The 26617-nt window shown below is 62.5% G+C and carries 22 protein-coding genes and 8 pseudogenes; 18 read left to right on the forward strand and 12 right to left on the reverse strand.

The window, feature by feature from the left end; translation table 11 throughout:
- Positions 1-169: 169 nt before the first annotated feature.
- From HAP54_RS29765 to HAP54_RS29775, 3 genes and pseudogenes are all read left to right on the forward strand, one after another.
- Positions 170-715, forward strand: a complete 546-nt coding sequence (locus tag HAP54_RS29765) for a sigma-70 family RNA polymerase sigma factor (RefSeq protein WP_166293637.1) — start codon at positions 170-172, stop codon at positions 713-715.
- A gap of 2 nt (positions 716-717) precedes the next feature.
- The gene (locus tag HAP54_RS29770; protein WP_166293639.1) at positions 718-1356 is read left to right on the forward strand and encodes an NrsF family protein; all 639 of its coding nucleotides are present in this window, start codon (positions 718-720) and stop codon (positions 1354-1356) included.
- A gap of 177 nt (positions 1357-1533) precedes the next feature.
- Positions 1534-2876: pseudogene (locus tag HAP54_RS29775) on the forward strand (IS1380-like element ISBdi2 family transposase).
- 230 nt (positions 2877-3106) lie between these two features.
- On the opposite strand, the pseudogene HAP54_RS29780 reads toward HAP54_RS29775, so the two are convergent.
- From HAP54_RS29780 to HAP54_RS29790, 3 genes and pseudogenes are all read right to left on the reverse strand, one after another.
- Positions 3107-3873 (reverse strand): annotated as a pseudogene (locus tag HAP54_RS29780) (IS5 family transposase).
- Between the two features lie 78 nt (positions 3874-3951).
- Positions 3952-5058 carry a DUF2336 domain-containing protein gene (locus tag HAP54_RS29785; RefSeq protein WP_166293641.1) on the reverse strand — a complete coding sequence of 369 codons (1107 nt, stop codon included), beginning with the start codon at positions 5056-5058 and terminating at the stop codon, positions 3952-3954.
- 60 nt (positions 5059-5118) lie between these two features.
- Positions 5119-6267, reverse strand: coding sequence for a GGDEF domain-containing protein (locus tag HAP54_RS29790; RefSeq protein WP_166293643.1), 1149 nt, complete (start codon positions 6265-6267; stop codon positions 5119-5121).
- Between the two features lie 418 nt (positions 6268-6685).
- On the opposite strand from HAP54_RS29790, the gene HAP54_RS29795 reads away from it, so the two are divergent.
- The 3 genes from HAP54_RS29795 to HAP54_RS29805 all read left to right on the forward strand — a co-directional run bounded on the left by HAP54_RS29795 (position 6686) and on the right by HAP54_RS29805 (position 9305).
- Positions 6686-7255 (forward strand): sigma-70 family RNA polymerase sigma factor, encoded by a 570-nt coding sequence (locus tag HAP54_RS29795; protein ID WP_029082091.1) that lies wholly within the window; start codon positions 6686-6688, stop codon positions 7253-7255.
- A complete protein-coding gene (locus tag HAP54_RS29800) occupies positions 7252-7989 on the forward strand; it encodes a hypothetical protein (RefSeq protein WP_166293645.1) in 738 nt (245 codons plus the stop codon). The genes HAP54_RS29795 and HAP54_RS29800 overlap by 4 nt, the downstream gene beginning before the upstream one ends.
- A gap of 785 nt (positions 7990-8774) precedes the next feature.
- A complete protein-coding gene (locus tag HAP54_RS29805) occupies positions 8775-9305 on the forward strand; it encodes a TIGR03809 family protein (RefSeq protein ID WP_312022805.1) in 531 nt (176 codons plus the stop codon).
- On the opposite strand, the gene HAP54_RS29810 is transcribed toward HAP54_RS29805, so the two are convergent.
- Complete coding sequence (locus HAP54_RS29810; protein WP_029082088.1) at positions 9302-10672, reverse strand: TIGR03808 family TAT-translocated repetitive protein; 1371 nt, start codon at positions 10670-10672, stop codon at positions 9302-9304. The genes HAP54_RS29805 and HAP54_RS29810 overlap by 4 nt on opposite strands.
- 323 nt (positions 10673-10995) lie before the next feature.
- Positions 10996-11637: pseudogene (locus HAP54_RS52605) on the reverse strand (IS30 family transposase); the annotation flags it as partial.
- A gap of 57 nt (positions 11638-11694) precedes the next feature.
- Here HAP54_RS52605 and tnpA point away from each other — a divergent pair.
- The 5 genes from tnpA to tnpC all read left to right on the forward strand — a co-directional run bounded on the left by tnpA (position 11695) and on the right by tnpC (position 16041).
- A complete protein-coding gene (gene tnpA / locus HAP54_RS29820; RefSeq protein ID WP_166204038.1) occupies positions 11695-12090 on the forward strand; it encodes an IS66-like element accessory protein TnpA in 396 nt (131 codons plus the stop codon).
- Positions 12087-12305, forward strand: coding sequence for an IS66 family insertion sequence element accessory protein TnpB (tnpB, locus tag HAP54_RS29825; protein WP_166293648.1), 219 nt, complete (start codon positions 12087-12089; stop codon positions 12303-12305). The genes tnpA and tnpB (HAP54_RS29825) overlap by 4 nt, the downstream gene beginning before the upstream one ends.
- A gap of 561 nt (positions 12306-12866) precedes the next feature.
- Complete coding sequence (gene ltrA, locus HAP54_RS29830) at positions 12867-14093, forward strand: group II intron reverse transcriptase/maturase (protein WP_166306448.1); 1227 nt, start codon at positions 12867-12869, stop codon at positions 14091-14093.
- 33 nt (positions 14094-14126) lie between these two features.
- Positions 14127-14321 carry an IS66 family insertion sequence element accessory protein TnpB gene (tnpB, locus tag HAP54_RS29835; protein ID WP_166293650.1) on the forward strand — a complete coding sequence of 65 codons (195 nt, stop codon included), beginning with the start codon at positions 14127-14129 and terminating at the stop codon, positions 14319-14321.
- Positions 14322-14367: 46 nt separating this feature from the next.
- Positions 14368-16041, forward strand: coding sequence for an IS66 family transposase (gene tnpC, locus HAP54_RS29840; RefSeq protein ID WP_166205228.1), 1674 nt, complete (start codon positions 14368-14370; stop codon positions 16039-16041).
- Positions 16042-16098: 57 nt separating this feature from the next.
- Here the strand turns inward: tnpC and HAP54_RS29845 are convergent.
- The 4 genes and pseudogenes from HAP54_RS29845 to HAP54_RS29860 all read right to left on the reverse strand — a co-directional run.
- A pseudogene (locus HAP54_RS29845) lies at positions 16099-16479 on the reverse strand (transposase); the annotation flags it as partial.
- A 42-nt stretch (positions 16480-16521) separates the two neighbouring features.
- Positions 16522-16740, reverse strand: a pseudogene (locus HAP54_RS29850) (tyrosine-type recombinase/integrase); the annotation flags it as partial.
- Positions 16740-16937: pseudogene (locus tag HAP54_RS29855) on the reverse strand (transposase); the annotation flags it as partial. The pseudogenes HAP54_RS29850 and HAP54_RS29855, both read right to left, overlap by 1 nt.
- 291 nt (positions 16938-17228) lie before the next feature.
- The gene (locus HAP54_RS29860) at positions 17229-17684 is read right to left on the reverse strand and encodes a hypothetical protein (RefSeq protein ID WP_166293654.1); all 456 of its coding nucleotides are present in this window, start codon (positions 17682-17684) and stop codon (positions 17229-17231) included.
- 574 nt (positions 17685-18258) lie between these two features.
- Between HAP54_RS29860 and HAP54_RS29865 the strand changes: the two are divergent.
- From HAP54_RS29865 to HAP54_RS29875, 3 genes and pseudogenes are all read left to right on the forward strand, one after another.
- Positions 18259-18599, forward strand: a pseudogene (locus HAP54_RS29865) (transposase); the annotation flags it as partial.
- 376 nt (positions 18600-18975) lie between these two features.
- Positions 18976-20349 carry an HlyD family secretion protein gene (locus HAP54_RS29870; RefSeq protein WP_175619239.1) on the forward strand — a complete coding sequence of 458 codons (1374 nt, stop codon included), beginning with the start codon at positions 18976-18978 and terminating at the stop codon, positions 20347-20349.
- Entirely contained in the window at positions 20346-22292 is a 1947-nt protein-coding gene (locus HAP54_RS29875; protein WP_166293656.1) for a glycosyltransferase, read from the forward strand. Before HAP54_RS29870 ends, HAP54_RS29875 begins: the two co-directional genes overlap by 4 nt.
- 98 nt (positions 22293-22390) lie before the next feature.
- On the opposite strand, the pseudogene HAP54_RS29880 reads toward HAP54_RS29875, so the two are convergent.
- A pseudogene (locus tag HAP54_RS29880) lies at positions 22391-22642 on the reverse strand (ACT domain-containing protein); the annotation flags it as partial.
- 322 nt (positions 22643-22964) lie between these two features.
- Here HAP54_RS29880 and HAP54_RS29885 point away from each other — a divergent pair.
- From HAP54_RS29885 to HAP54_RS29895, 3 genes are read left to right on the forward strand one after another with little or no spacing between them, the layout of a single operon-like run.
- The gene (locus HAP54_RS29885) at positions 22965-23570 is read left to right on the forward strand and encodes a transposase (RefSeq protein ID WP_166293658.1); all 606 of its coding nucleotides are present in this window, start codon (positions 22965-22967) and stop codon (positions 23568-23570) included.
- 49 nt (positions 23571-23619) lie between these two features.
- A complete protein-coding gene (locus HAP54_RS29890; protein ID WP_166293659.1) occupies positions 23620-23793 on the forward strand; it encodes a hypothetical protein in 174 nt (57 codons plus the stop codon).
- Positions 23786-24109, forward strand: a complete 324-nt coding sequence (locus tag HAP54_RS29895; protein ID WP_166293661.1) for a hypothetical protein — start codon at positions 23786-23788, stop codon at positions 24107-24109. The genes HAP54_RS29890 and HAP54_RS29895 overlap by 8 nt, the downstream gene beginning before the upstream one ends.
- 3 nt (positions 24110-24112) lie before the next feature.
- Here HAP54_RS29895 and HAP54_RS29900 read toward each other — a convergent pair whose 3' ends face one another.
- A complete protein-coding gene (locus HAP54_RS29900) occupies positions 24113-24820 on the reverse strand; it encodes a hypothetical protein (protein WP_166293663.1) in 708 nt (235 codons plus the stop codon).
- Between the two features lie 175 nt (positions 24821-24995).
- Between HAP54_RS29900 and HAP54_RS29905 the strand changes: the two genes are divergently transcribed.
- The gene (locus tag HAP54_RS29905) at positions 24996-26339 is read left to right on the forward strand and encodes an IS1380-like element ISBdi2 family transposase (RefSeq protein ID WP_166204320.1); all 1344 of its coding nucleotides are present in this window, start codon (positions 24996-24998) and stop codon (positions 26337-26339) included.
- A 104-nt stretch (positions 26340-26443) separates the two neighbouring features.
- Here the strand turns inward: HAP54_RS29905 and HAP54_RS29910 are convergent, their stop codons facing one another.
- Positions 26444-26578, reverse strand: coding sequence for a hypothetical protein (locus HAP54_RS29910; protein WP_283843184.1), 135 nt, complete (start codon positions 26576-26578; stop codon positions 26444-26446).
- Positions 26579-26617: the final 39 nt, after the last annotated feature.

Consider the following 26617-nt stretch of genomic DNA (forward strand, 5'->3'; position numbering starts at 1 on the left):
CGAAGCGATCAATGTTATGAGCCGTGACGTCTGGAAACCCGCCGGAGCGATTCTTTGGAGCTGATCCTCGGCGCGGTCTTGTCGGAGGATGGTGATCACGAACTCGTGATCTCTTGGCTTGCCGCGTAACGAACTGAAAGATCGGCCGAATTGCAATTCAGGAGCCTGCGTGCGCGAACGTGAGGATGAATGGACCGACCTGATGCGGTCGGCCATTTCAGGCGATGACGCGGCGTATCATCGCCTGCTCAAGGCCATCACGCCGGTACTCCGTGCCGCGACGCGCCGTGGCTTGGCGCGCGCGGGACAACCGGTCGATCAGTCCGAGGACATCGTGCAGGACATCTTGCTGGCGGTACATTTGAAGCGGCAGACTTGGGACACCAACGCGCCGTTCGCGCCGTGGCTGTTCGCGATCGCGCGCAACAAGCTGATCGACGCACTACGCCGCCGCGGCAGGCGCATCTTCGTCAACATCGACGATTTCGCCGAGACGCTGCCGGGGGAAACGCCGGAGCCGACGGCGTCGCCGAGCGAGGTGATCGCCCAGCTGCAGGCGTTGCCGGCACGGCAGCGCGACGTGCTGCAGTCGATTGCGGTCGACAGTGCCTCGATCAAGGATACCGCGGCGAAGTTCTCGATGAGCGAGGGCGCGGTGCGGGTCGCGCTGCACCGCGGGCTTGCGAGCCTGACCGCGAAATTACGGGACCGATGAGCATGGATACGGATCAACTCATTCGAACCCTTGCCGCCGACAATGCCTATCGTGCGCGGCCGGTCGGTCTTGCGCTGATGCTGGCGCTGCTGGCGGCGGCGCCGGTCTCGCTCCTGATCTTCTTCGCCGAGCTCGGCGTGCGGCCCGACGTGATGACCGCAATGCGCAATCCGTTCTTCGACCTGAAGTTCGCGGTCACGCTGGCGCTCGCCGCCTCGGCGATCGCGGTCAGCCTGCATCTGTCACGGCCGGAAGCCTCGCTGCGCGGCTTCGGCTGGTGGCTGCTGATTCCGGCCGGCATCCTCGTTGCTGCGATCAGCGGCGAGATGATGATGCCGCAGCGTACGCCGATGATGACGCGGCTGATCGGCAGGAACTCGATGGCGTGTATGACTGCGATCCCGGCGATGTCGCTGCCGCTGTTGGTCGGCGCGCTGTACGGGCTCCGGCAGGGCGCCCCGGCGCGGCCCGCGGTCGCCGGCGCAATCGCAGGCCTGCTCTCGGCCGGACTGGCGGCGACGATCTATGCGTCGCATTGCACCGATGACTCGCCGCTGTTCGTCGCCACCTGGTACACGCTGGCGACCGCGATCGTCGCGAGCGTCGGCGCCCTGATGGGACAGCGGGCGCTGCGATACTAGAGCGTTTTCGAGCGAAGCGGGTACCGGTTCGCGTGAAGAAAACGCGTCAAAACTAGCCCGTCTTATTCGTCAGAGTGCGCCTGAGAGGCTGGCGAGCGTGGTGTAAAGCGCTGATGCGGCGTAGGATTCGATTGCGAAGCCAACCCCATCACCTCAACCGCGAACGCCACGCCCGCCATGACCGACGATACGATTCTGCCCTTCTCGTTTCCAGCCGTTCACGCCAAGAAAGTCACAGCTGCCTTCGATGGCGGTCGGCTGACCTCGAACGGGGGCGTGATGCTTCTGGCGATGGCCGAGCGGCGTCTCGGCTTGGCCGACAATTTGGCCCGGGTGTTCCCGGATCGGCGCGATCCGACGCGGGTCGTGCACAGCCTTGTCGATATGTTCCGCGCGCGCATGTTCGCGATCTGCTGCGGCTACGAGGACGCCGACGACCTCGATCATCTGCGGTCCGATCCCGCATTCAAGCTGGCCTGCGGACGGCTGCCGGACACGGGTCGCGATCTGTGTTCCCAACCGACGCTGTCGCGGCTGGAGAATGCTCCGCGCCTGCGCGACGTGATCCGACTGACCTACACTTTGGTCGACGCATGGATGGATAGCTACCCGCGCGAGCCGGCATCCGTCACGCTTGACATCGATGATACCTGCGATGTCGTCCAGGCCATCAGCAGCTCTCGCTGTTCAACGCTCATTATGACGAACGCTGCTTCCTGCCGATCCACGTCTACGACACGGAGAAGAGCCGGCCCGTGGCGGTCGTGCTGCGGCCCGGCAAGACGCCGGGCGGCGTCGAGGTGCGTGCCCATCTGCGCCGCCTGATACGGCATATCCGGACGCGGTGGCACAACACGCGAATTACGTTCCGTGGCGACGGGCACTATGCTCGGCCGGAGGCCATGACGTGGTGCGAGACCAACGGCATCGACTACATCTTCGGTCTGTCCGGCACCAAGCCGCTCGCCAGAAAAGTCGACGAGGCCGCCGACGACATCCGCACGCGACGCGCCATCGAGAACCTGCCGGTTCTGCGTGGCTATACCGAGACGCGCCACAAGGCCAAGTCCTGGGATCGCGAACGGCGTACCGTCGCCCGTATTGAGGCGACGATGCTCGGCCTCGACATCCGTTTCGTCGTCACCAGCCTCGATGTCGGCTCGGCCGAGTGGATCTACGACAGCCTGTATTGCGCGCGCGGCCAAGCCGAGAATCTGATCAAGCTGCATAAGACACAGCTCGCCTCCGATCGCACCAGCTGCCGTTCGGCGCTCGCCAATCAAGTCCGCCTCGTTCTCCACACCGCCGCTTATTGGCTGATGCTGACCGTGCGCGACGCGATTCCCAAAGCCCGGGAATTGGCCACAGCCGAGTTCGCGACGCTGCGTCTTCGTCTCTTGAAACTCGCTGCCCGTGTCGTCGAGACCACGAGCCGCATTCGCCTTGCGTTTGCCGCGGCCTGTCCCGAAGCCGACCTGATCCGCGGCTTGCCAGGCGCGCTGCTGCCGCTCGGTCCTTGACCGGCGGGGCGTCCGCCCCCCGTTCGCCCAACCTACACCTCAAGCGCGTTGCAAAGTACCGGTCGTCAGGCGGTGAAAAGCCGAAGGCAATCCCGCGCGCCTCGTCAGAGCAGATGTGCGGCCACATCAATCGGACTAAAAAAACGCACTCTCACGAATAGGACGGGCTAGAGTCTAGAGCTCCCGTTCCGATTCAATCGGAACGGCAAGGGCTCTAGGTGGTGTGGACACTAGCGCATCCATAGAACGATGGCTGCGAGAGTGACGACGGCCCGGTAGTTCCGGGCCGTTTTTTCGAAGCGGGTTGCGACGCGGCGGAACTGCTTGAGCTTTGAGAAGCAGCATTCGACGAGATGACGCTGGGCATAGAAATGCTTGTCGAGTGGATATTTGAGCGCGCGTGACGGGTTGTTGGGGATCACGGCGAGCGCGCCTTTGGCGGCGATGGCTTGGCGCAAGTGATCGGCGTCATAGGCCGTATCGGCCATGACGACCTCGGCGGATAAGCCTTCGATCAATGCGGCGGCTTGCGGTGCATCGCCCTTCTGACCTGCGGTGAGCGTGAACCGCACCGGACATCCCAAGCCTCGAACGGCCATATGTATCTTGGTGCTCAGGCCGCCGCGCGAGCGGCCGATCGCTTGATCTTCCGCTTGATCTTCAGACCCCCCTTTTTGGCGCCGGCGGCGTGCTGATGCGCCCGAACGATGGTGGAATCGACGATCAGATATTCGAAGTCCGGATCATCGGACATCGCCTCGAAGATCCGCCACCAAACACCCTTGATGCTCCATCGACTGAAGCGCCGGAACACGCTGTTCCAGTCCCCAAACACCTCCGGAAGATCGCGCCAGGGAGACCCCGTACGCACGATCCACAGCACACCTTCCACGAACATCCGGTTGTCGCGCCCGGTGGAGCCCTTCTGATCGGGGCGCCCTATGATCAGCGGCGCTATCCGCTCCCACGCCGCGTCGCTCAATACCAAACGGTCCATCACACCCAAGGCGGCCTCCCCAAAAGCAGCCTTGAATCTGATTTGCTCCTAAAAGGGAATCCTTAGAGTCCACACCACCTAGGCCGCGGGCGCGGACTGCTGCATGCGATGGAAGCGGAGCACCTGCTGCGCGGTGGATGGCCGCAGCCGCTCATAGGTGTCCTTGCAGGCCTGCAGGTCGGTCGGCTCGCCGCCCGAGATTTCGTCGCGCAGATTGATGATCGCCCGCACCGTCGACCATGACAGGCTCGAGACCTTGGCCAGGATCATCACGCCCTCGGCGCGGGTTTCGATCATCATGTTCTCGGCGACGCTGACCGAGACATTGGCGAGCGCGGCAAGCGAGGCGTTGGTTTCGTCGAACTTGCCGGCCTCGGCGAAGGCTGCGAGCTGGAATTCGTCGAGCCGTCCGTCCTGGTAAAGCGACTTGACCAGCGCATGCGCGATCGCGGTGTCGGGCGTCACGGCTGCCGACGCCGAGCGCGCGCGTCGCGTGGCTTCCTTCACCGCGATCGGAATCTCCTTGGCCTGCTGCGGGATGGCAGCTTCGAGCCGCTGCCTGACCGCGTCCGAGGCCTTGGCGACCAGCTTGAGATAGAGATGCCGCGGGATGTTCGGCCGCAGGCCGACGCAGGTCGACAGATTGTCGTCGCCCTCGGCGCGGCTGACCAGGCGGGTGAAGCCGCGCTCGGTGAATTCGGCGCCCGGATTGTTGACCGCGCTCTGGATCACCTCGTCATTGCCACGCAGCACCAGCACATCGGTGACGGCGCCGCTCAGCGACTTGCGGTTCGAGATCGCGAGCAGATGCGCCTGGCTCTTGCTGCGCGCGGTCTCGATCAGGGTGTCGTCGTCAAGCCGCGGCGACAGCGTCAGCACCGGGCCGGCGACCTCGATCAGGTCGTCGAACGCCAGGGTGCGGATGGTCTGCGGCGGTGCGGTGTCGATCGGGGCGAGGCGGTTGGCGAGCAGCGCCTTGGCCGAGTTCTCGATGTGCTCGAGCAGGCATTGGAAGACGTCGTCGAACAGCACGATCTGCTCGTCCGAATAGTTCACGGAGCCGTTGATGAAGAGGTCGGTGACGCGACGCAGCGTCTCGACACGGCGGGCGACGGTGCCGTGGGCGAGGGTTGTCTGCAGCTCATCGAGCAGACTTTCGGGGGCGGTCGCGGGCTTCGAACTCATGACTCTGTCCTGGAGCGGTGGCGACGGCTTCTCCGGCGCCGAATAGGGAAATGAAAGGGTTCAGGCGCTGCCGATGCGGTTGCGTCCCCGGGCCTTGGCTGCGTAAAGCGCGCCATCGGCGCGGGCGAGTAATGTGTCGGAGTTTTCGCGCGGCTTCAGCGTCGTGACGCCGGCGGAGATCGTCACCTGCATGCCCGGCGAGAACGCGCTCCAGTCGAGATCGGCGATGATCTTGCGCAGCCGTTCGAGCGCGCGCATCGCCTGATCCTGCGACAGGTCGGGCAGCACGAGCAGGAATTCCTCGCCGCCGTAACGGCCGAAGCGATCGATGCTGCGGAGATTGGCGAACATGCCGATGGCGAAGGTGCGCAGCGCCTCGTCGCCGATCGGATGGCCGTAGACGTCGTTGATCCGCTTGAAATGGTCGAGGTCGATCAGCGCGACCGCGCAGGAGCTGCCGTTGCGGGCGCAGCGCGCGATCTCCTCTTCGAGCGTACGCATGATGCTGCGGCGATTGGAGGTGCCGGTCAGTTCGTCAAGCTCGGCGAGCTCCTCGATGCGCCGGTAGGCCTCCTTTAGCTTCAGTCCGCTCTGATACAGCGATTGCTGCATCGAGCTGGAGAAGATGCCGAGATACATGCAGCGCCCGATCGTCAGCGCGAACACCAGCATGGTGGCGAGGCGGTCGATCCGCGTGCCGGTCGGCATCCCGATCGCCTTGTCGGTTCCGAGAAAGAGTGCAGCGAGGCCCAGCACCATGATGGTCCAGACGATCGCGGTCTGCCGTGCCGAGGTGCGCAGCGCGCCGAAGCCGAACACCACGAACAGGTTGCAGAGGAACAGCACGCCGACTTCCGGCGCGATGTAGGTGAATACCAGCAGGTTCACCATGTTGATCGCCGATTGCGGCGCGACCAGATAGTGGTCGCTGAAGCGCTCGTGGAAGCCGCGCTCCGACAGCAGCACATAGACGGCGACCAGCGAGAGGCCGGTCAAGGCGTAACTGGTCGCGACCAAAACCGATGTGGTGCCGGCATGCGCGTAGATCAGCAGCACCACGGCATCGAGCACGAAGCAGGCGGCGATCATCGATTGGATCTGGCGGCGCTGCCGGGCGCGGCGCGCGAGGCGGTCGACCGTCAGCCTGGGACGGCCGCTTTCCGATGCGCCCGTGATCGGGCCGGGAAGTGACGACGCAGCGCTGCCCATGGTCTCGCCGTTGGTGAAATCCGGCAAAAATCTAAGTGGGAAAGCCTTTAGGTTTGGTATCTTTGGGAACCGAATCTGCTCCGGTGAAATGCGGGCATCACCCTTGTTTCGTAAGGGGAATCCGTGTCCCGAGGCTGGCTGCGAGCGATCCTGCGAAGGGCCGGTGCCGGTGCTGACGTCGCGAGGGCGCTGGCTTGCGGGCAAAGCCTCGATATGGTCGCGCCGGACGGTGGGCGTCCGCGAGAGTGCTAAGTATTATGATACCGCTTCCTGAGTCTCGGGCGATTTTTCCTTATTGTGATCGTCGACTGTGTCATAGATCACACATGCGGTCTGGACATTGCCGTATTGTGAAGAATCTTGCCTCTCGCGTCGAACCACGCACCATCCCCCTCAGACCAACTTTGCGAGACGGCCATTGAGCGCGACACAGGCGGCTTCAGACGAGGTTCTGATCGCTCGGATTGCTCAAGGCGACCGGCTCGCCATGCAGGTGCTGTACGGACGGCATCATGTCAGGGTGTACCGCTTCGGGCTTCGGCTCGTGCGGGACGAACAGGTGGCGGAGGACCTCATCAGCGAGGTCTTTCTGGACGTGTGGCGTCAGGCGGGCAAATTCGAGGGACGATCCGCCGTTTCGACCTGGCTGTTGGCGATTACCCGGTTCAAGGCTTTGTCTTCGCTACGGCGGAGGAAAGACGCCGAACTGGACGATGAGGCCGCGAACGCGATCGAGGACACGTCCGACGATCCGGAAACGGTAGTGCAGAAGAAGGACACCGGCGATACGCTGCGCAAATGCCTGAGGGGGCTATCGGCGGAACACCGGGAGATCGTCGATCTTGTCTACTATCACGAGAAATCCGTGGAAGATGTCGCTGAGATCGTGGGGATTCCGGAGAATACCGTGAAGACGCGCTTGTTCTATGCGCGCAAGAAACTTGCCGAGTTGCTGAAGGCAGCCGGTGTCGAGCGAGGTTGGCCATGATGGCTGCGAGCAAGAAGATGCTGGGTCAAGAACCTGATGATGTCGAGATGCTGCTGCCCTGGCACGCGGCCGGCACGCTGAACGCGCGCGATGCGCGCCGCGTCGAGGACGCGTTGGCGTCCGATCCGGAGCTGGCACGGCAGTATGCCGTCATCCGCGAGGAATATGCCGAGACCATCGGCCTCAACGAGAGCCTCGGTGCGCCCTCGGCGCGCGCCATGCAGAAGCTGTTTGCCGCGATCGATGCCGAGCCGGAGCGCAAGTCGTCGGTGGGGGCGCGGATGTCGTCCGGGGTCTCCGAGTTCTTCGCAAAATTGTCGCCGCGGACACTGGCCTGGTCGTCCAGCCTTGGTGCGGTCGTGGTGTTGCTGCAGGCGGGCGTGATCGGCGCGGTGCTGATGCGCGACCAGCCGGCTTCGATCCAGACCGCGTCGCTGGATGTCGCCGAACGCAGCGCGCCGGCACCGAGTGCGCCCAGTGCGGCGGCACCGATCACCCGTGACCTCGGCGCCGGCGTCGCGGCGGCGCCGACGCGGCTCCTGGTGCGCTTTGCGCCCGATGCCAGGATCGCCGACATCTCGACGCTGCTCGATAATTACCAGGCCTCGATCGTCGACGGTAAGGGCGGCATGTTCCGCCTGCAATTCCGTGCAATGGACAAGAGCGGCGTCGCCGCGCTGATTGCCCGTTTGCAGAAAGAGAAGATCGTCAACCTCGCGGTCGAAACGCCGTAGCCGGCGTCGGGCCGCTCTGCGCCTGGTTGACCTCGCCACGACCGCCGACGGCGGGACGTTGCCATCACCGCCGACGACTGGACCAGGGCGCTTCGTTGCAGCACCCGTGGACAAACCGCCGCAGCCCTCGCAGACAATAACACTTCCGTGAGCCGCGCGCTGCATGAACCCGCGCCGTCGATCGCAGCGATGATTCCGCTGTAAATCACAGTGATTTTCGGCGTCGAAGGCCGGCAATGGTGCGATGGAACCACGTCGCCAAAAGTTAAAAAAATCGCCGAGGATTTGAACGTCCGCCATCCTGTCACGACTTATGTGTGTGGGAGCGGTTTATCCCTCCCCGGCTATATCAGGCGCGAGCGCCCATCCACCCCAAGCGCCCATATGGCTTTGACCCGTCCGGTTGTCCCCCCGGACGGGTCTTTGCTTTTGGGGGCACCCCTGCATGACGGGCTCGCCTTACGCGGCCAACAATTGCAACGGCGCGCAGCGCGGTCGCGACGCGATGGCTGCCGCGGGTGACCGCATGCGACGGATTGCTGTGGATCATTCGTCCGGACGCGCTTCGCATCACCACGATGCAAGTCGATGACTTGACGGGGGTTCGCGCGAGAAACTCCGTAGTCGAGCGGACTTCTCTCATCGCCCGTTCGCGATTAAGAATTTAGTTAGACTTTATTTACCTTTTCCACAGAATATCAGCGTCGCGTCCAGTTGATTCGGTTCGGTTGCGTCTGCGTCCGTTTCTTTCCCTACGGGCAAGTTGAATGACACATCGGACCGACGTGGCCAGGGGCCAAGAGATCGTTGCACGCTGGTGCAACCTGGCCGAGCAAAGGCTGGAACACCTTACCGAACTATTCGAAACCGGACGCTGGCGCCGCTATCACAGCGAGCAGGCCTTCCTCGAGAACATCAGGGAAGCACGGGCCGCGGTCGAGATCTGGCGGGAATTGCTGTCGCGCGAGGCCTCGCTCGAAAATTCGCCGATCGATCTGTCCTGGCTCGGCCGCGGCAAGTCGATATTGCCGCCACCTTACATCTCGTCGGCGCCCTACGTCTCGCCGGCGCTGGAGCGCCGGTCGGAGGCTGCGACATTGGTGGAGGCCGCGATGAATGCGGTGGCGGCCGCCCTGGAGACGGCGACGGAAGTCCTGGAGGAGCCGCCCACCATGGCTGACGGCACCGCCGCTGGAGATGCCGCAGCCGGTGCTGCGGCCGCCGGTGCTCGACCTCGACACCATCCAGCGGCGCTATCCCTTGCTGCGCAACGCGCTGTAGCCGAACGGTCGGCCAATTCGCTCGAAACGCTCTAGCGCCGCACCGCGTTCGCGCCGACCACGAGCTGCGCAAATTGCTGGGCGCCACCTACTGACAGGTCGGTGGTAACCGGGCGGGCGTGGTCGAGCCCGACCACCGCGCCGCGCGGGGTTTCCGAGATCATGTTGTTGTTGATCAGCGCGGTGCCGGCGCCCGGCACCACCGAGACGCCGATGCCGACAAAGGCGTTGCGGACGACATTGCCTGAAATCGCGACGTCGCGCAGATATTTGCCCCAGCCGGCGACGATGCCGAAGGTCGGCGCGTTCTCGATCACGTTGCCGGTGACGGCGCTGTCCGCCTCGACATAGATGCCGATGCCGGCGCCGTCGTTCGGGTCGGTGCCGACAGGGCGCTTCGGCAACAGATTGCGGATGATGTTGCCCTGGACCACCGCGATGCGGCCGCCCTCGTTGAAATTGCACACGGAGACACCGATCGCGGCGCCGTCGACCGTGTTGTTGGCGATGACAGCGGCCTCGAACGCGAACTCCGAGTAGAGTGCGACCTCGCGGACATTGCTGACGCTGTTGTCCGTGATGTGGATGTTGGAGGCGGAGTTGCCGCGCACCGCCGAGAAGTCGCAGTTTTTGATGCGGTTGCCGCGCACGATCACATTGCCGGCGCGGAACGCGTTGATGGCGTTGCCGTACTGTCCGGAGCCGCCGGGGCCGGCCTTGATGTCCTCGATCCGGTTGTCGGCGACGATCGAGCCGTCATCGCCGATCGCGGTGCGCAGGATCTCGATGCCGTTGTCGTTGGTGCCCTTGATGGTGTTGCGCGAGACCATCAGGCCGAGCGCGTCGAACGACACCAGCGCGGTGGTCGCGATGTCGGTGAAGATGTTGTTGCTGACGTCGCCCGACATCTGCTCGAACCAGATGCCGTTGCCGCCGCTGCCGATGAACTGGCAATCGGTGATGCGGATGTCGCGGCCGGACAGGCAATGCACGAGGCCGCGCCGTGTCGGCAGCGGGACGTTGCCGCCGTCGAAGCTGAGGCCCATCAGGACGATGCCGCCGGCGCCTTCGCCTTCCAGCAGCGAGGCGCCGCCGTTGAACACCAGGCGGCTGGCGCCGCGCACGCCGATCAGCTGGCTGCCGGGCGCAAGCCGCAACAGCCCGGTGCGGTAGACGCCGGGCGGGAAAGCCAGCGGCACCTGCGCGCGCGCCGCATCATCGATCGCGCGTTGCAAATTGCGGGTCTGGTCGTCGGGGCTGCCGGGGCGGACGCCATATTGCGTGACGTCGCGGCCGAGCGAGCCGGTAGATGCAGCGGCGCGCGCAGCGTCCGGCGACATCGCAAGCGCACCGGCTGCGCCGGCAGCAGTTGCTCCGATCAGATGGCGGCGGTTGACGTCCATGGTGCATGCCCTCGCAAGAAGACGCGAGCAGTGGCGTTCGCGCCTGTTAGGTAACGCGAAATGCGGCGCCGCATGGTGAACACGCCGACGCAGCGGGGCGATTGTTGCCGGTAGGGTTAACCCCCGGTGCAGCCGATTCACATTGTCAAACAGCGATTTCACGGCGTCATCACCCGCGCAGGCGGGTGATCCAGTATTCCAGAGACGCCTGTCGTTGAGCCTCGAGGCCGCGGCGTACTGGATCGTCCGCTTTCTCTGGCCTGACACCGGGGAGAATGAGAGCCCACGGCTCCTTCCCCGCGTCGTCCTGGCGAAGGCCAGGAGGTGGATTCACACTCGAAGTGCAACACTTGGGAGAAGGCCTCGGCGGGAGTTTGGAAGTCAAGAGATTTGCGCGGGGTGTTGTTGTAGGCGTTGAAGGACTGATGGAAGCGGCGGGTCGGGAGGGTTGCGAGGTCGGTTTTGCGCGGGATGAAGCGCCGCATTCGACCGATCGCATTCTCGATGCCGCCCTTCTGCCAGGGCGCGTGCGGATCGCAGAAGAAGGTCTCGATCGCGAGGCGGTGCAGCGCCGTGTGGCAGGCGAACTCGGTGCCATTGTCGAAGGTGACGGTCTGGCACAGGTCCTGTGGCAGGGATGCGAACAAGCGAACGAGATGATGGGCGCCCCCGCGCGCAACCTTGCTGGCGAGGCGGATGCCGAGCAGCAGGCGCGAGGTGCGCTCATGCACAGTCAGGACGGCCTGACCGTATTTGGAGAACATCATCAGGTCGGCTTCCCAATGACCGGGAGTGCTGCGATCGGCGGCCTCGATAGGCCGTTGATCCAAGGAAACACGGCCTTCGATGAAGCTTGCGGGGCTGCCGCCCTTCTTGCCGCGGTAACCGCGCTTGCTCTTGCCGCGCGGCAGATAACGCCGCCAGCTGAAGTCCGAGGTGCGTCGGATCTGGGCGTAGATGAAGCGTATCCGTCCGAGGGCGGCCGTCTTGCGAGTTTTTCCGATCTGTAGCTGACTGTCCTTATGGACGTACATAAGGACAGTGCGGTGCTGAGCCGCATGGATTTGGTGGAGACCGGTCGGCGGCGACGCTGGACGCGTGCGGAGAAGCTCAGAATCGTAGAGGAGAGCTTCTCGGGGCCACGACTGGTGTCGGCGACGGCTCGCCGGTATGGGATATCACGTCAGCTTCTGCTGAGCTGGCGCAAGGCTTGGACCTGTCATGATCCGGCCGAAGAGGATTCGATCGGCCCGACATTCGTCCCTGCGATAGTTGCGGCAAGTACGCCGCCAACGACGGAAGCTGTCGAGACAGGTCAGATCGAAATCGTGAGCCCTCAGGGGCTGCGCGTGGTCTTCGGCCCCGGTGCGGATATCGAGGCGGTCGTTCGAATTGCTCGGGGCCTGGCGCGCCGATGATCCCGATCCCGATGGGCGTGCGGGTGTGGCTGGCGACGGGCCATACCGACATGCGGTGCGGCTTTCCGAGCCTGGCTCTGCGCGTGCAGGAAGTGCTCAAGCGCGACGCCATGGGCGGCGGTCTTTTCTGCTTCCGGGGCAAACGCGGTGATCTATTGAAGGTCATTTGGCACGGTGTGCTGCAGAGCATGAAGGAGGTGAATAACCGAATTTAATGCGTACAGCTTTATGAGAGATGGAGGATGGCCCTCCTGCATCGGCGTTTCAGGCGCAGATGCAAAACCACGACACTGTGGCTTCGCTTAAAAGGCGCGGTCATGAGCAAGTGTTGCAAAAGTCCCGGGTGTACGGGGCAGGTAAGTATCCAGAAGGCGAGCGAAAGCGAATCTTCCGATGACGCGTCGAAAATTACTAAGGCGTCGCCAAAATCAGGGGCGCGTGCCATCCCTGAGATCAATCCGTGAGGCGCCTGGATTACTGCGCGGATGGCGACCGGCGTTTAGGGGACGCGATCTGGATACAGGCTCTTGTAGAGAACTGCAGGAACCAGTCGTTGTGATGCCAAGGGAGAAGTTCAAGCGGCGCACACCGCGAGACGAGAGTACCGAAGCACAACACTGGGGCGGATCGGCTCGTAGTAGTGATGAAGGTGCTGTAATGGGACTGGAGCGAAGGGGCCGAAACAAGTGGGTTGCTCCCATATGCAACTGTGATGAGCAGGAGGACATGTGAGTGTAACCGGACGTAAGCAGTACGATATCGACAAGCAGACAGTGATGAAGGCCTACCGATTGGTCAAAGCCAATGCGGGCTCGGCCGGCGTGGATAAGGTGTCGCTCGAAGCTTTTGAGAAGGACTTGAAGGGCAACCTTTACAAGGTCTGGAATCGAATGTCTTCTGGCAGCTACTTTCCACCTGCCGTTCGGGCTGTCTCCATTCCCAAGAAGAACGGCGGGCAACGCATTCTAGGTGTGCCGACAGTAGCAGATCGCGTGGCGCAAACGGTCGTCAAGCTGCAGATTGAACAAGCACTCGAGGAAATCTTCCTTCCCGATTCCTACGGCTACCGGCCCGGAAAATCCGCGCTGGACGCCGTCGGCGTCACCCGGCAACGGTGCTGGAGGATGGACTGGGTGCTGGAGTTCGACATCAAAGGCCTGTTCGACAATATCAGCCACAAGTTGCTTATGAAGGCCGTCAGGAAGCATGTGCAAGACGAATGGGCTCTGCTCTACATCGAACGCTGGCTAACAGCGCCGATGCAAGACAGAGACGGAGCGATCACCGCTCGCGACCGGGGCACACCCCAAGGCGGCGTGATCAGTCCCGTCCTTGCCAATTTGTTCTTGCATTATGCGTTCGATACATGGATGGCGCGGAACTTCCCGCAGTCGCCGTGGTGTCGATACGCGGACGACGGGCTCGTTCATTGCCGAACCAAGGCTGAAGCGGAAGCCATCAAGGCGGCGCTGCAAGCAAGGTTTAAGGAATGCGAACTCGAAATGCATCCCGACAAGACCAAGATCGTCTACTGCAAAGACAGCAATCGCCCGGGTAGCCATGCCAGTCAGTCATTTGACTTTCTGGGATTTACCTTTCGACCGCGCAGGGCAAGAAACCATCAGAAGAAAGAAAACTTCTGTACGTTCTCGCCAGCGGTCAGCAGGGCGGCGATGACGTCTATGCGTATGACGATCCGGCAGCTCCGCCTCAGGCTTCGCTCGCAGACGGAAGTCGACGCAATTGCCTTGGAACTGAACCCCGTCCTTCGTGGATGGAGGCAGTACTACGGCAGATATGGGCGGTCAGAAATGCACAACCTGTATCGATATGTCGACGAATCTCTTAACCGCTGGGCGCGACGCAAATACAAAGGGCTGAAGAATGGAAAAGTCAGAGCCTCCACCTGGCTCAGATTGATCCGCTGCCGCAGGCCGAAGCTGTTCGCTCATTGGGCGATGTTGAGTTCTGCCTCGTTACTTGTTGAGAGCCGTATGACGTGAGAGCGTCACGTACGGTTCGGAGAGCGGCTCCGGGTGCAACCCCCGGGGCCGACTCACCATGGCCAGGGCGCCTGCTTGTTCACCAAAAGACTCGAGAGAGGCAGGTTCATCTGGCCATCGGTTGCTGGTGAATCGGTAACGATCTCTCCGGCGCAGTTGAGCTATCTGTTGTCCGGGATCGATTGGCGCAACCCTCAAGAAACCCAGCGTCCGACGCGGGTCGGATAGTCGTTTTACGGTTTGAATCTGCGGCTTGATCTGATTCAATGGCTCCATGATATCGAAGCCGGATGATCTTCCATCGGACCTTGTCAGTGCCCTGGCGGCGCTGCAGGCCGAGCGTGAGGCGCGACAGAAAGCCGAGGCGAAGGCCGCCAACTGGCAGGCGCAAGCCGCGAATGCGCAGGCGAAACTGTCGGATACCGAGGCGCTGATCGCTCATCTCGAGTTGCGCATCGAGAAGCTGAAACGCGAACTGCACGGGCAGCGATCCGAGCGCTCGGCACGGCTGCTCGAGCAGTTGGAGTTGGAGCTCGAAGAACTCGTCACCACGGCGAGCGAGGATGAGCTTGCCGCACAGGCCGCAGCGGCGAAGACGCAGAACGTCCGCCCCTTCATGCGCAAGCGGCCGGTGCGCAAGCCATGGCCTGACGATATCGAACGCGAGCGCGTCGTCATTGAGACTCCAACGACCTGCGCCTGCTGCGGTGGATCGCGGCTGGCGAAGATCGGTGAGGATGTGACCAAGACGCTGGAGGAGATCCCGCGCCGCTTCAAGCTGATCGAGACGGTACGCGAGAAGTTCACCTGCCGCGATTGCGAGAAGATCAGCCAGCCGCCCGCGCCGTTCCATGCCACGCCGCGCGGCTTCATCGGCCCACAATTGCTGGCGACGATCCTGTTCGACAAGTTCGGCATGCATATCCCGCTCAACCGCCAGAGTGCGCGCTTTAAGGCCGAGGGGATCGACCTGCCGTTGTCGACGCTGGCCGACCAGGTCGGCCACGGGACCTTCGCCGTCATGCCGCTCTTCCACTTGATCGAACGCCACGTGCTCGCTGCCGAGCGCCTTCATGGCGACGACACCACCATCCGTATTCTGGCGAAGGGCAAGTGCACGACCGGGCGGATCTGGACTTATGTGCGGGATGACCGGCCGTTCGCCGGGCCTGCGCCGCCGGCAGCGGTCTATTACGCCTCGAGCGACCGACGAGGCGAGCATCCACAGAGACATCTGGCCGCCTTCGCCGGCATCTTGCAGGCGGATTGCTACAGCGGCTTCGAGCCGCTGTTCGACCCGCAGAAGAAGGCGCTGCCGATTACGCCGGCGTTTTGCGTGGCCCATGCGCGGCGGGGCTTCTTCGAGCTGGCTGATATCGAGAAAAATGCTCGGGAAGGCAAGAAAGGCAAACCGGTCTCCCCGATCGCGCTGGAGGCTGTCAGACGCCTCGATACGTTGTTCGAGATCGAGCGCGCCATCAACGGCCGCGGTGCCGGCGAGCGGCGTGCCGCTCGCCAGGAACAGAGTAAGTCACTTCTCGAGGACATGCATGCCTGGCTGCTCCGCGAGCGCGAAACCCTCTCGCGTTCCTCCGAGGTCCTGAAGCCGATTAACTACATGCTCAGGCGCTGGGACGGCTTCGCCCGCTTCCTCGACGACGGCAGGATCTGCTTGACCAACAATTGCGCTGAGCGCGCATTGAGAGGCATCGCCTTGGGAAGGCGCAACTGGACCTTCGCCGGCAGCCAACGCGGCGCCGACCGTGCCGCCATCATGCTGACGATGATCACGACCTGTCGCCTCAACGACGTCGATCCCAAGGCCTGGCTCGCCGACGTCCTGGCCCGTATCGCCGATCATCCCGCATCGCGTCTGCACGAGCTCTTGCCCTGGGAATGGAAGCTCCTGCGCCAGGCCGACAAGCCAGCCAATCAGCAGGCCGCCTGACCTTCACCCTTCACCCAATGCCATCATAGACCTCGCCGTGCCCGCGCGCATGCGTCAATCAGGCGGCCTCCGTCGTATGCGTACGATGAAGCGGTAGATGGTCTCGTGGGAGATCACCTTGCGGCCGTGTTCGCGGGCCAGCCGGCCGGCGACCTGCTCGGGCGACCAGCCCCGACCCAGGCGTTCCAACACCGCACGGCGCAGGCCGGGCTCCCGTTCGAGGCGTACGCCCGTCCAGCGCCGTGCTCGCATCTGTTGCTGGGCATAGCTGGGTTTGTAGCCGACCTGGACGCCTCGATTGCGGGTCAGCTCCCGAGAGACCGTTGATGGCGAGCGATCCAGAGCTGCCGCGATTTGCCGGACCGAGCTGCCATTGGCCGAAAGCCGGGCAATCTCGCATCGCTCGTCCAGGGATAGCTGCTCGTAACTCCGCCCCATCGCAACACCTCCTCAAGGAAGTGTTGCACTTCGTTTGTGAACTCAGGGGAGCCCATCGAACGGGCTGGTTGTGCGGGCGAGCAGATTGGTCGCAACTTGTGCGTAGCGCGCGGTCGATCCGAGGTCGGTATGTCCGAGCAACACCTGAATGATGCGGATGTCGATCCCGCTTTCCAGAAGATGGGTCGCAAACGAGTGCCGGAGAGTGTGGACAGTGATCGGCTTGGCAGTCCGAGCGCGGCGGCGGGCGGCCCGGCAGGCTTGGCCTCAGAGACCTCCATGCCGCCGAATTTGGCCTTCCAATTGTAGATCGTCGCCTCGGAGATTCCATGCTTGCGAGCCAGGTCGGCCGTCTTTGCACCAGCCTCATGCTCCTTCAGCACCGCGATAATCTGCTCTTCCGTAAACCTTGCTCGCTTCTTCTGTCCGTCCTTCGTCAGGCCGGACTCTAACTCCATCTGGAGGAACTACGCAGTGGCAGGTCACGACCTGGTGCTACGTTTCGGGCAGCAGGTGTCGGTGAAGGTTGTCGCCCTGACCGACAGCCTCCGCCCCCCGGGCTTAATCGGCAGATGCGCAAGGCGATCGATCGACAGCGCCTCTATGAGGCGTCGGCCGAGGTCCAGGGCATCAAATGCGCCAACCTCGTCAGCAACAGAGGTTGTTTAGTCAAGCGCATGCAACAGCTCGTCGGAGTCCTGAAGGTGCTCATGGCCTCCAGTTCGAGGAGCGAAAGGGGCGGACCTTCATCAATGCAAATAATCCTTCACGAAAAGCAAAATGGCGTTCTCGATCTGGTCGTCGTCAACCGATCGCAATTCGAATTGCTTTGCGTGCGATTCGAGGTTCCGTTGATCTTCGTAATGCACTTTTAACACCCCATTTACGGTTGCCTTGAAGATGCACCGAGATGCGTTGGCTGTTTTTTGAGGATCACTTGTATACAAGCAACGAGTGCCTACATAGCCGAAAGTCGCCTTTTCGGTTTTGGCGTAGAGCTTCCGTCCGCCCTTCATGGCGTCATTTAGTTTCTTGGAAATGCGAACGATCATGGCCTCAACATTCGGCCAAACGCTCCGCGCCTCTTGCTCCTGTTCTTCCGCAAGCTTTTGGTCAGCCTGCCTTTTTATGAGTTCGAGCTCCTTTTGAGCGTCTACCTCGTCTTGTTGTGCGAGTATCTGTTTCAATAGCTCTTCGTTGCTCAATTTCTGCTCCCAGCCCTTTTTGCGTTTTAAACTGGAATGAGCGAAGAAAGGCCAACCCCCAGCTCCACAATTTCAGGCCAATATCGAGAAGCAAGAATTCAACACAAATCAAGAATTCAACACAAATAATGCCTCTGCCTCGCGCTCGATATCTTCATGCTTCTGCCGAAGGTGCCGAATTAGCGAGAACATGTCTGTTTAGATTGGCTAATAGTTCCGTTCTTGCAAACAAACTTACCATTCTCACAATGAGAAATACCACCTTTCTTGCCTGAACAAGGCGTGTTCCGGGCTTCGGCGATCGAGACTGAGCCGAGAAAGACAAGAAGGGCCGTAGCCAATAAACCTGCGCCCGGGCCAGCGAGCGTCCCGAACGCAGCGATACCCGCGACAGACATTTTCTTGATGCAGTTCATCGCCAAATTCCTCCTGTTGGCCCAGACAAATGGTGCCATGGCATGTCGTAGTTGTAGGAGGAACGCTCCCCTTGACCCTGAATCCGCAGCCAGTTTGATATTCTCGTTTCGGAGGCCGATCACCTACCGCATCTAATAGGGCGCTCGCGCCGGTTTCTTTGGACGCGGCACGACCGCGACTCGACGATACGATTCTGCCCTTCTCGTTTCCAGCCGTTCACGCCAAGAAAGTCACAGCTGCCTTCGATGGCGGTCGGCTGACCTCGAACGGGGGCGTGATGCTTCTGGCGATGGCCGAGCGGCGTCTCGGCTTGGCCGACAATTTGGCCCGGGGGTTCCCGGATCGGCGCGATCCGACGCGGGTCGTGCACAGCCTTGTCGATATGTTCCGCGCGCGCATGTTCGCGATCTGCTGCGGCTACGAGGACGCCGACGACCTCGATCATTGCGGTCCGATCCCGCATTCAAGCTGGCCTGCGGACGGCTGCCGGAGACGGGTGTGAATCGACGCTGAACATTGACCCCGCACGCGCGAAGTCAATCAAGCACTTGGGACGCCGATCGGCGTCCGGACCCCACGCCGATTCACAGTGTCTTCCGTCAGCGTCGAGCCTTGCAACCGCTTTACGAGAGCGCGCGGTTTCGTCGCACCCTAAGTAGAAGCTGACTGTTGCAAACGTCTAGGTTGTTTGCAACCCTCGGCTTGGGCCCCAGAAACCCAAGATAGCATCAGTGGCCATCAATGGGCCAGCGTATAACGGCCCCGTTCGGTGGGACGGTGCGCCTATGTCGAAGGGGCACCCCAAAAGCACATTGGCCGTTCAGGATTACGGTTTCTGAACCCCGCGCGCACTGACAGTTCAGGTCCGGTCATCATGAATCAGGAACAGCAGAAGCCCGTTCCCGAAGATCATACGTCCGTCAGCAAGGACGAGGAATCGGGCGCACGGGGGTTGCAGCGCGATTTGCAGGACCGGCAGGACCGCTTGCAGCCGGCGGACGACGAGCCGGTCAGCGAGCCTGTCAATGATAGCGCCCCCCATCCCGAAGCGCCTGCAGGCTCGGGCCGGTGGGTTCGCCGCCTGCTCAAGGTCGGCATTGGCCTCGCCCTCGTCGCGATCTTCGGATGGCTGCCGCTGAAAGCCGTGCTGCAGACCTCGAGCGTCGAGGCCGTGGTCAATGCCAGGATCGTAACCCTGCGCTCGCCGATCGACGGCACCGTGAGTGCGAAGCCGCAGAGCTCCACGCAGCTCAGTGTGGTCCACGAAGGCGATACGATCCTTCATGTCGTCAACGCGCGCGGCGATCGGGTGCGGCTCGACGATCTCCGGCGGCAGATGTCCCGGATGGAGAATGAGCGCCCGAGTCTCGCCGCAAAGCTTGCGGCCGCCGAGACGTCGCAACAGGACCTCGCGCGCCAGGCGGCCCAGTTCCGCGACGGCCGCATCCTCCAGCTCGAGGCGCGGATCGCCGAAATCCAGACCGCGATCGAGGCCGCGGCCGCGCGACGGGAAGAAGCGACGGCGGCGGTCGAACGCGCCTCGTCGCTGATCAAATCGGGCAGCGTCTCGACGGTCGAAATGGCCCGGCTGACGCGCGAGCAGGCGATCGCCCATCAGACCGAGATAGGCGCGCAGCGCCGGCTCGACGCCGCCAAGGTCGAACTCACCGCGGCAAGGAACGGCACCTATCTTGGCGACAGCTACAATGACCGGCCGAGTTCCGTGCAACGCGAAGAGGAGATGCGCCAGCGCGTCAGCGATCTGCGCGCCGATCTGGTGCATTCCGATGCGGAGATCGACTGGCTCACCCACGAGATTGCCTCGGAGCAATTGCACTACATCAACCGGGCGGAAGCCGACATCAAGGCGCCGGTCGCCGGACGCATCTGGGAGATGATGACGTCGCCGGGCGAGGACGTCAGGGCCGGGCAGCCCCTGCTCAAGCTGCTCGATTGCACCGGCGCAGTGGTCACCGCCAATGTCACCGAAGGCGTCTATAACCGCCTCAGGCTTGGTGAGCGGGCGAGCTTTGAGCCGAACGACGGCAGCGCTTCGATCAAGGGTGAGATCGCCAACCTCACCGGTGCATCGGGGGCGCCCGCGAACCTTGCGATCAATCCGGATGCGCTGAATAAGGAACCGTACCGGGTGACGGTTTCGATGCCGGAGCTCGACACCACGGGCAAGGATTGCGTGGTCGGCCGAACCGGGCGGGTGGTGTTCAACACGGACGCGGCAAAGTCATGATGGCGGCATTCGCGCCCGGGCTGGTCGCCTTAGGCGCCTGCCTTGCGATCCTGCCGCTGCTCCGGCGCGAGCAGACGCTGGGGCGCGTCATGATGACCGGCATATCGTTCCTGCTGCTGTTGCACTACTTCGTCTGGCGGGTGACCCAGAGCCTGCCGCCGTTGGGGCTCACCGCCGACGCGGTGGTCGGCTATCCCTTCGTGGCGGCCGAGGCGGCCTCGATGATCGCGGTGTGCCTGTCGCTGCTGTTCCTCAGCCGCACCATCGACCGCTCGCCCGCCGTCAATGCCATCCTGCGTCAATCCAAGGCGTTGACGGATGCGCCGCGCGTCGACGTCTTCATCTGCACCTACAATGAAGAGAAGGCGATCCTCGAGCGCACCATCATCGGCGCCACCGGGCTGAACTATCCCGATTATCGCGTCTGGGTGCTCGACGACGGACGGCGGCTCTGGCTGCGCCGGCTCGCCCAGGAGCTCGGCTGCAACTATCTGACCCGTCCGGACAACCGCCATGCCAAGGCCGGCAACATCAATCATGCGCTCCAGCACGTTTCCGGGCTGCCGGACCGGCCGGAGTTCGTCTCGATCCTCGATGCGGATTTTGTCCCGATGCCGGACTTCCTAACGCGGGCGATGAGCCTGATGCAGGACGGCACCGTCGGCGTCGTGCAGACGCCGCAGCACTTCATCAATCCGGATCCGATCCAGACCAATCTCGCCGCAACCGACGTCTGGCCCGACGAACAGCGTTTCTTCTTCGACATCCTGATGCCGGCCAAGGACGCCTGGGGCACGGCATTTTGCTGCGGCACCTCATCGCTGATCCGCTTTTCCGGCCTGATGCAGATCGGCGGCTTTCCGACCGATTCGGTGACGGAGGATTATCTCGTCACGCTGCGCCTGAAGGAATGGGGATTGCGCACGGTCTATCTCAACGAGCGCCTGACCATCGGTCTCGCGCCGGAAGGATTGAAGGAGTACATCACCCAGCGCGGGCGCTGGTGTCTCGGCTTCATGCAGATCTTCAGGGGCCGCAGCGGGCCGTTCTCGCGGCAATCGAAGCTCGCCTTCATGGACCGGCTGTCGCTGGTCGACGCCTTCATGAGCTGGACGGCGCTCTATGGCACCAAGGTTTTCGGCCTCGTCGTGCCGTGGCTCTATCTGCTGTTCGGCATCAAGGCGGTTCACGCCGATCTGTTCGAGCTTCTGAAGTACTTCATGCCGTTCTATGTCTGGCACGCCTTCACCATGGCTTGGATCTCGCGCGGTCGCTCGCTCGCGATCATGACCGACGTGTCGCAATACATCGCAGCCCCCGCGGTCCTGAAGGCGGTCGTGACCGGCCTCGCCAAGCCGCAAGGCCACAAGTTCAAGGTGACGGCCAAGGGCGGTGACCGCAATCGCCGCTTCATCGAGTGGCCGCTGCTGCGGCTCTATGGCAGCGCCTTGCTCATCACGCTGCTGGCGATCGCCTACGCATTCATCCTGCATGTGCGCGGCGACAGCATCGCCTATGGCGGGCTGGCGCTGGCCTGGAGCCTCTATAATTGCGTCGTGCTCGCGATCGTGTGCTTCATTTGCATCGAGCAGCCGCGGCGTCGCAAGGCCGAGCGCTTCGAGCGTGACGAGCCGATCCTGATTCACGAAGGTACGGAGCCGCGGCTGGTCCGGATGGTCGACATTTCGATCTCGGGCGCGCGCTTCATCGATCCCGCCCCTCCCGCAATCGGCGCCTCGATCAAGTGCAATGTCTACGGACAGAACGTGGCCGCGCTCGTGGTCCGCCGCACCCGCGATGGCTTCGGCGTCCGCTTCGAGGACGCGGTTGCGACGCGGATCAATGTCGTGCGCGCATTCTATGCCGGCGAATATGTCCGCGCCTTCCGCAGTGTCCGCGCAGCGCCGGTCGGCAAGGCCCTGCTGATGCGGCTGTTCGGCTAGAGCGGCATGAATGAGGTGGGCCTGCAGCAGTCCCATCCGTCGTCATTCCCCGATGCGCAATTGCGCATCGGGGAATGACGACGGAGAGAGGCGACGCGTCAAGCCGCCGGCTTCGCCGCCTGGTCCTCGGTCGACAACAGATGCAGCAGCGCGCTCTTGATCGCGGCCTGCGGGTCGGCGCGGTGATCTGGGCGCCGAGCAGGTCGGTGACATAGAACACGTCGCGGGCGCGCTCGCCGAAGGTCGCGACATGCGCCGAGGGCGATGTTGAGGTTGAGCTTCGAGATCGCGGTGGTGAGCTGGTAGAGCAGGCCGGGGCGGTCGAGGCCGGAGACCTCGATTGTGAATCGACGCTGAACATTGACCCCGCACGCGCGAAGTCAATCAAGCACTTGGGACGCCGATCGGCGTCCGGACCCCACGCCGATTCACATCCGACGGCACAAGCGCTACCGTCGTGCCGTTGGCGAGTTCAAAAGGGGGGCTTGACAATAAACTGCAATTAAAGGGCCGAATGACAAATGGCGGCCAACTCCTCTCAGTTCGCGTTCTATGGGCCTGTACGGCTTCGTACCCGATTCCGTGACAGCCGAGGCAAGACTCTATCGAGCTGAGCCATAGACCAGCATCTTACGCATCCCGACCTCTGCTATTTTCTATGGTCATCGAAGTGTGACCATCGATCGCGCACGGTTCGACGACGAGTGCTCGATGTTCACGCCAATGGCGCGAAACCAAATCGCAAACGCGAAGATCGCTAACAAGGCGACGGCCGCGATCGCTTCAGGGGGCGACATCCGCTTCATGGCGAGGGCCTCCGCGCGGGCAGAAAGACAGATCGATCCCGATAAGTTTACATGCCTCACCGACGGTTGCCGCCTACCGAAAAGGGTAGGCCACGCGGATGCGCAGATGTCTGCACATCCGGGCGGCCCACGTCATGAAATCAAAAAGGGGTTTGTACCGCTACTTCACCTTGCCGCCATCTCGCGCCGACGTCTGCGCAGACGCGATATCGTCTTCAAGGATAACCTGCGCACCCACAAGATCGACGGCGTTCGCCAGGCGATCGAAGCGGTCGACGCCAAAGTGCGCTATTTGCCGGCCTACTCGCCGGACCTCAATCCGATCGAAATGGCATTCTCAAAGCTGAAGACGGCGCTGCGCAAGCGGGCCGCTCGCACCGTGAAAACGCTGATGAAGTTGATCGGCAAGCTCATCAAGACATTTGCACCCGAGCAGTGCGCCAACTACTTTCGACATGCTGGATACGCGTAGTGACCCATATCAAGTGGAAACCGCTCTAGACAGTATCAGCGCCGCCTGCATGCGCGATGTCGTGCGAGGCGCTGGCGAGATCGCCCGCGCGGCGCTCGCGCAAGCTGCGCGCATCGAGCGCGTCGATCACGCGCTGGCGCGGCAGCTGGCCCGCTCGATGCAGCTCAACGCGCAGCTGCATCAGCGCATCAAGGAATTGGAGCAAGGAGCACTAAATGCCTGACCGAGCAGAGATCGACCGCATCGCCACCGAGCTGTCAAAGAAGCTGGCCGATGAGGGCAAGCTGATCGAGGCGGGTTGGGCCGGTTACCGCATGCTGGTGCTGCCGCCCGACGCGCCGCAGATTCAGATCGATGAATGCAAGATGGCGTTCATGGCCGGATCGCAGCACCTATTCTCCAGCATCATCAACATCCTCGATCCGGGCGAAGAGGAGACCGAGGCCGATCTGCACAAGATGGACCTGATCGACAAGGAGCTGTGCGCCTTCGGCCGCGAGATGGCGATGCGGGCCACCACGACCAAGGGCTCGGCGTGACTGCTATTCTGGCAGGTCGATCACCTGATGCAAATTGGTGACGCGGTAACCCGCAGGCCGACCGCCGACAAGCTGAACATTCACGTCCACGATGAAGCCCTTCTTGTAAACATTTTCGTCCGCTTCACGGACCTCGTGCTTGATCCTCTGCTCGGCCAATTCCGAAGCGTAGATCAATGGCAAGTCGCGGGGCGATATGTCTTCGATTGCAACGCGCTCGCCCGTTCTCTTGCCTATCACGCCGTCTTTGACGTTGGACTGCTTGAACGTCATCAACACTCGCTGGTGATCCGCAGTGGTGGAAGACTCCAGCAGCAGCTTTTGATCTTCGATCTGTTTCTGGGCCTCCCGCGCTTGAGCAGTGTCGAACACCAGCGCAGCCCTGATCTTTTTTTTGCCGTCCTCAAACGCGACCGCCTGCAGCGTCGAGCGCCCGTCAGGGTCGTTCGCTATCGCTGACACGGCACCCATGAAGTCCTTTAGGTCGGTGCGTGTTGCATCGGCTTCTTTCGAGCCGTGCAGGTATTTCCCGAGAACCGTCCCGTAGGTTCGGACGAATTTTTCAACGATCTGAATTTGCTCGATGACGTTTACTACTGCGCTCAACCCTTGCAACGCCCAAGGGATCAGATCGGCCTCGATGGAGCCTGCACGAACCTCGCGCACGAAAATTTTGGCGTCGCCCGACAGCTCAGGGTACTGCGCCCGCACGAACCTGTCGTATTGGCTTGCTATCGACGAAAATGCTGAAACGAAATCGTCTAGCCCGTCTTATTCGTCAGAGTGCGCCTGAGAGGCTGGCGAGCGTGGTGTAAAGCGCTGATGCGGCGTAGGATTCGGTTGCAAAGCCAACCCCATCACCTCAACCGCGAACGCCAGGCCCGCCATGACCGATGATACGATTCTGCCCTTCTCGTTTCCAGCCGTTCACGCCAAGAAAGTCACAGCTGCCTTCGATGGCGGTCGGCTGACCTCGAACGGGGGCGTGATGCTTCTGGCGATGGCCGAGCGGCGTCTCGGCTTGGCCGACAATTTGGCCCGGGTGTTCCCGGATCGGCGCGATCCGACGCGGGTCGTGCACAGCCTTGTCGATATGTTCCGCGCGCGCATGTTCGCGATCTGCTGCGGCTACGAGGACGCCGACGACCTCGATCATCTGCGGTCCGATCCCGCATTCAAGCTGGCCTGCGGACGGCTGCCGGACACGGGTCGCGATCTGTGTTCCCAACCGACGCTGTCGCGGCTGGAGAATGCTCCGCGCCTGCGCGACGTGATCCGACTGACCTACACTTTGGTCGACGCATGGATGGATAGCTACCCGCGCGAGCCGGCATCCGTCACGCTCGACATCGATGATACCTGCGATGTCGTCCACGGCCATCAGCAGCTCTCGCTGTTCAACGCTCATTATGACGAACGCTGCTTCCTGCCGATCCACGTCTACGACACGGAGAAGAGCCGGCCCGTGGCGGTCGTGTTGCGGCCCGGCAAGACGCCGGGCGGCGTCGAGGTGCGTGCCCATCTGCGCCGCCTGATACGGCATATCCGGACGCGGTGGCACAACACGCGAATTACGTTCCGTGGCGACGGGCACTATGCCCGGCCGGAGGCAATGGCGTGGTGCGAGACCAACGGCATCGACTACATCTTCGGTCTGTCCGGCACCAAGCCGCTCGCCAGAAAACTCGACGAGGCCGCCGACGACATCCGCACGCGACGCGCCATCGAGAACCTGCCGGTTCTGCGTGGCTATACCGAGACGCGCCACAAGGCCAAGTCCTGGGATCGCGAACGGCGTACCGTCGCCCGTATTGAGGCGACGATGCTCGGCCTCGACATCCGTTTCGTCGTCACCAGCCTCGATGTCGGCTCGGCCGAGTGGATCTACGACAGCCTGTATTGCGCGCGCGGCCAAGCCGAGAATCTGATCAAGCTGCATAAGACACAGCTCGCCTCCGATCGCACCAGCTGCCGTTCGGCGCTCGCCAATCAAGTCCGCCTCGTTCTCCACACCGCCGCTTATTGGCTGATGCTGACCGTGCGCGACGCGATTCCCAAAGCCCGGGAATTGGCCACAGCCGAGTTCGCGACGCTGCGTCTTCGTCTCTTGAAACTCGCTGCCCGTGTCGTCGAGACCACGAGCCGCATTCGCCTTGCGTTTGCCGCGGCATGTCCCGAAGCCGACCTGATCCGCGGCTTGCCAGGCGCGCTGCTGCCGCTCGGTCCTTGACCGGCGGGGCGTCCGCCCCCCGTTCGCCCAACCCATCCCTCAAGCGCGTTGCAAAGTACGGGTCGTCAGGCGGTGAAAAGCCGAAGGCAATCCCGCGCGCCTCGTCAGAGCAGATGTGCGGCCACATCAATCGGACTAAAAAAAGCACTCTCACGAATAGGACGGGCTAGCTCAATCGGCCGCTTGGTCTGGATATTGAGAATGATGTGAGGCAGCTCATCCGGTTTGCGGCGGGCCATAATAAATGTCGAATCCTGTAAGGCGAAAACGATGTTCGC

Origin of the sequence: Bradyrhizobium sp. 2S1, assembly GCF_011516625.5 — a bacterium.
Taxonomy (GTDB): Bacteria; Pseudomonadota; Alphaproteobacteria; order Rhizobiales; family Xanthobacteraceae; genus Bradyrhizobium; species Bradyrhizobium septentrionale.

Excerpts from the sequence above, each read along its gene's own strand:
- HAP54_RS29770 (WP_166293639.1), top strand. The coding sequence starts at position 718 with ATGGATACGGATCAACTCATTCGAACCCTTGCCGCCGACAATGCCTAT.
- HAP54_RS29785 (WP_166293641.1), bottom strand. The coding sequence starts at position 5,058 with ATGAGTTCGAAGCCCGCGACCGCCCCCGAAAGTCTGCTCGATGAGCTG.
- HAP54_RS29790 (WP_166293643.1), bottom strand. The coding sequence starts at position 6,267 with ATGGGCAGCGCTGCGTCGTCACTTCCCGGCCCGATCACGGGCGCATCG.
- HAP54_RS29800 (WP_166293645.1), top strand. The coding sequence starts at position 7,252 with ATGATGGCTGCGAGCAAGAAGATGCTGGGTCAAGAACCTGATGATGTC.
- HAP54_RS29810 (WP_029082088.1), bottom strand. The coding sequence starts at position 10,672 with ATGGACGTCAACCGCCGCCATCTGATCGGAGCAACTGCTGCCGGCGCA.
- tnpA (WP_166204038.1), top strand. The coding sequence starts at position 11,695 with ATGGACGTACATAAGGACAGTGCGGTGCTGAGCCGCATGGATTTGGTG.
- tnpB (WP_166293648.1), top strand. The coding sequence starts at position 12,087 with ATGATCCCGATCCCGATGGGCGTGCGGGTGTGGCTGGCGACGGGCCAT.
- ltrA (WP_166306448.1), top strand. The coding sequence starts at position 12,867 with ATGAAGGCCTACCGATTGGTCAAAGCCAATGCGGGCTCGGCCGGCGTG.
- tnpC (WP_166205228.1), top strand. The coding sequence starts at position 14,368 with ATGATATCGAAGCCGGATGATCTTCCATCGGACCTTGTCAGTGCCCTG.
- HAP54_RS29870 (WP_175619239.1), top strand. The coding sequence starts at position 18,976 with ATGAATCAGGAACAGCAGAAGCCCGTTCCCGAAGATCATACGTCCGTC.
- HAP54_RS29875 (WP_166293656.1), top strand. The coding sequence starts at position 20,346 with ATGATGGCGGCATTCGCGCCCGGGCTGGTCGCCTTAGGCGCCTGCCTT.
- HAP54_RS29890 (WP_166293659.1), top strand. The coding sequence starts at position 23,620 with ATGCGCGATGTCGTGCGAGGCGCTGGCGAGATCGCCCGCGCGGCGCTC.
- HAP54_RS29895 (WP_166293661.1), top strand. The coding sequence starts at position 23,786 with ATGCCTGACCGAGCAGAGATCGACCGCATCGCCACCGAGCTGTCAAAG.
- HAP54_RS29905 (WP_166204320.1), top strand. The coding sequence starts at position 24,996 with ATGACCGATGATACGATTCTGCCCTTCTCGTTTCCAGCCGTTCACGCC.
- HAP54_RS29910 (WP_283843184.1), bottom strand. The coding sequence starts at position 26,578 with ATGGCCCGCCGCAAACCGGATGAGCTGCCTCACATCATTCTCAATATC.